Genomic DNA, 3,876 nt, shown 5'->3' on the forward strand with positions numbered 1-3,876 from the left:
GCGACGCCCGCAACGTGGGGAGCGGCCATCGACGTGCCCGAGATGGTCGCAGGCCCATTGCCGGTGCCGACGCCCGTCGAGACGATCGAGACTCCGGGAGCCGCAACATCCACACCGACCCCGCTATCGCCGCTGCGCGGACCGTTCGACGAGAACGATGCGTAGCCGCTGAAGCCGGGGTTCTGCAGATCGGCCGCCACGATGGTGGCGGGAGCGCCAGAAACAAACGCAGCCCCATCAGACGCACGAACGCCCAGGAACGGGATGGTCACGGTGAACGCCTCGCCCGTGTCGGGGTTCGACATGATCTCACCCTCGAACGGCGGGTAGTCATTCGTGTTGTTGACCATGAGCGCCGCGGCTGCCCCTGCCTGCTGGGCGAAGATTGGCTTGGCCGCGCGGGCACAGGTGCCACGCTCCATCACCGCGAGTTGATTGCCGCCCGCGACGACACCGTTGCTTGTGTAGGCGGCGGTCGAGCATCCGAGCGCCTCGTTCTCGGCCGTCGCAGGGTTATCCACCAGGCGAACCACCGTGAGCGCGGGGAGGCCCGAAAGGTCTGCCCCGTTGGCGTTGATGGCCGGAACCGCTACGCCGTTGACGGTGACGGGTGCTCCGGGAAAACGCTCGGTGCTGTCGACTGCGGCCACCGAGATCACGCCTTCTCCCGAGCCAGGGGAGCCCGCAATGTAGGGGCTCGGACCCGCGTTGCCCGCCGAGGCGACGACGACAACGCCGGCGCCGATGGCGTTGGCCGAAGCAACAGCCTCGGGGTCGTCGGCGCGGCCGAAGCTCGAGCCCAGGGACATGTTGATCACGTCCATGTCGTTAGCAACGGCCCAGTCGATTGCGGCCACGGTGACGTTGGTCGAGCCATCGCAGCCGAACACGCGAAGGGCGTAGAGGTCGACCTGGGGGGCGACCCCTGGGCCGATCTTCCACTCCTGCGATGCCGTCGACTCGTCGTAGGGGCCGTTGTAGGTGGCGCCGTCTGCCGTTACGCCGTTGCCGCCCGTGGTGCCGGCAACATGGCTGCCGTGACCGTTGCAGTCAAGCGGGTTCGGGTCGGGGGCGGGCACGCTCGTGTCGTCATTGGCGTTGTAATCGTCGCCGACAAAATCCCAACCGCCCTTGATGCGCGGAGCATCCGGACCAAAGAGAGCCGGGTCAGCGGGCTGTGTCTCAGCGGCGTTGGCTGCCTCATAGGCCTCCACCGTGCCGGGGCCGCCGAAGTTGGCGTGCGTGTAGTCGATGCCCGTGTCGATGATGGCAACCTTGACGTTTTCGCCCGTGTACCCCGTGCTCTGCCACACCTGCGGCACCCCGAGGAACGGCACCGAGACGGCATTGTTGACCGTGTAGGTGCGCGCGGAATGCAGCGCGATGACACCAGGGATCGCCGCAACCGCGTCAACTGCGGCCGCCGGGATCGTGGCCTGCACGCCGTTGTAGGCCGACTGCATGGTGGCCTCGACCGCTCCGCCCTCCGCGTTGACCGCGTCGACGACGGGCTGCTGCGCCGCCTCAAGCGTCTTCTCGACCGACGAGCGCTCCGCCTCGGTGAGGTCGCGGCCCTTCTCTGCCTGCACGACGGCTACCGGATCGCCCGCCAACTCCACCACGACGGTGACGTTGCCATTGCCGTCAGCGCTGAGCGGACTCACCGTGGCGCTCACCTGACCTCGCGATTCGGCCTTCTCGAATTTGGACGATGGATCATCACTCGGGGCAGCTAACGCTGCGGATGCGGGGAAGGCCAGTGCCACGACTGCGGCGACCGCCAATGCACGTCGATACAAGGGGACCTACTTTCTCCAAGCGGGGGAATGGGACCGTGGGTAGACGAGATTGTTCAGGGGCAGTATGTGCCAATTCACACGGACTCAACAGTGGATTCTCAGGTCGGGTTTTGAGCGGGTGACGAACCCGCGCGCCAGGGGTAGCGTGTTCGCGTGGTCGACACCGCGGGAGCGCTGCGCATCGCGCCAGCGACAGACGTGCCAGAGGCCGACATGGTCGGCGTCTTTGGGGTGCGCGGTGATCCCGCCCACTGCTTCTGCCAATATTTCAAGCTGCGGGGCCGCGAATGGCAGGCAAGCGACGGCGAGAAGCGGCGGATGCTCTGCGACGACCGCGAGCAGGCGAGCGCCGATGCGCGCCACGGCCCAGGGCTCGTCGCGTACCTCGGCGACGATGCGGTCGGCTGGTGCGCCGTCGAGCCCAGGACTGCTTACCCGCGGCTGCTCGCATCGACCCACCTGCGCTCGACCGAGCATCCCCGCGACGATCCCTCCGTGTGGGCGGTGACCTGCTTCGTGGTGAAGGTGGGGTTTCGGCGGCGGGGAATTGCCGGCGAGCTGCTTGCGGCGGCGGTCGAGGCGGCCCGTGAAGGCGGGGCCCGCACCGTTGAGGGGTATGCGGTTGACACCCCCCGGGGTGCACCGAGCGCCGCCGAGCTCTATCACGGCACCCTCTCGCTGTTCGTGGCGGCCGGGTTTCGCGTCGTGGGCCGGCCGGGCGAGGCCGGGACTGTTCTGGTGGAGTTGAGCCTCTGAAGATCGCGGCCTGAGCAGGGGCCCGGATGGGTGCCTGCTCAGGCCGCGGTGCCCCGTCCGCTAGGCGCGCTTAGGCTCGCGAATCGCCACCATCACGAGTGCTGCGACGACCGCGCAGAGTGCGGCGGCAACCCAGAGGCCGATGTGCATTCCGTCGACGAACGCGAGGTTCACGGCCGGGAAGCCATCGAAGGTGACGCCCGTTGCTGCGGCTTCGACGGCATCCGATGGAAGCGAGGTTGCCGCAACGGCGGGCAGCACCTTGCCGGCGACGATCGCCGAGAGGATGGCGGTGCCGATGGCGCCACCGACCTGGATGCACGTGGTCTGGAACCCGCTGGCCACGCCGGCGAGGTGCACGGGGGCGCCCCCGACGATGAGGTCGGCGCCAGAGGGGATGGCAAAGCCGGAGCCGAATGCAATGACCACGAACGGGATGGCCATCATCAGATACGGGGTGTCGACCGTGACGAGGGTGAGTGCTGCCAGGCCGATCGCCATGAGCGCGAGGCCCATCGCGGCAACCTTGCGCGGGCCGATCTTGGCGGTGAGCAGGGCGCCGATGGGGGCCGACGGAATCGAGAAGAGGCTCATCGGCAGCATCATGAGGCCCGCGGTGGCGGTGGTGTTGCCGAGCGAGTTCATGAGGAAGAGGGTGAGCAAGAACGTGACGCCGAGGATGGAGAAGAAGTTGGCCACGAAGACGAGCCCGCCCACGCTCACGCCGGCCGACTTGAAGAGACTGAGCGGCAGGAGCGGATTCTTGACGCGCGATTCGACGAGGATGAACAGCGCAAAGAGAACGAGTGCTGCGACAAAAACGCCGATGGTCGCGGCGCTGCCCCAGCCCCAGACCTGGGCCTGAACAACGGCGAACACGACGGCGAAGAGCGCGCCGGCGAGCAGGATGATGCCCAGGATGTCGATGCCGCCGCCCTTTTCGGCCGCGGTTTCGCGAACCACGATGGCTGCCATGACGATGCCCATGATGGCGAACGGAACGTTGATGTAGAAGACCCATTCCCAGCCGACGCTCTGCACGAGCAGGCCGCTGACGAGCGGCCCACCGGCGATGGCGACGGAGGAGACTCCTCCCCAGATGCCCACCGCCATGCCGAACTTCTCCCGGGGAAAGGTGGAGCGAAGCAGCGCGATGGTCTGCGGCATGAGGAGTGCCGCGCTCACGCCCTGCAGGGCACGGAAGACGAGAACGCCCTCGATGCTGCCCGCGAGCCCGATGGCAACGCTCGTGATGCCAAAGAGCACGACTCCGATGATGTAGAGCTTCTTGCGGCCAAACCGGTCGCCGAGCTTTCCGGCG

The 3,876-nt window shown here is 67.4% G+C and carries 3 protein-coding genes; 1 reads left to right on the forward strand and 2 read right to left on the reverse strand.

The window, feature by feature from the left end; translation table 11 throughout:
• Positions 1–1,784, reverse strand: a 1,784-nt coding sequence (locus tag AC062T_RS13745) for a S8 family peptidase (RefSeq protein ID WP_476030943.1), incomplete at its 3' end; no start/stop codon positions are given.
• 168 nt (positions 1,785–1,952) lie between these two features.
• Between AC062T_RS13745 and AC062T_RS13750 the strand changes: the two genes are divergently transcribed.
• Positions 1,953–2,555 (forward strand): GNAT family N-acetyltransferase, encoded by a 603-nt coding sequence (locus AC062T_RS13750; RefSeq protein ID WP_476030945.1) that lies wholly within the window; start codon positions 1,953–1,955, stop codon positions 2,553–2,555.
• Between the two features lie 60 nt (positions 2,556–2,615).
• Here the strand turns inward: AC062T_RS13750 and AC062T_RS13755 are convergent.
• Positions 2,616–3,876: MFS transporter (locus AC062T_RS13755; RefSeq protein ID WP_476030947.1), on the reverse strand; the 1,261-nt coding region annotated here is incomplete at its 5' end.

The sequence above is a fragment of the Homoserinimonas sp. genome (assembly GCF_056262345.1).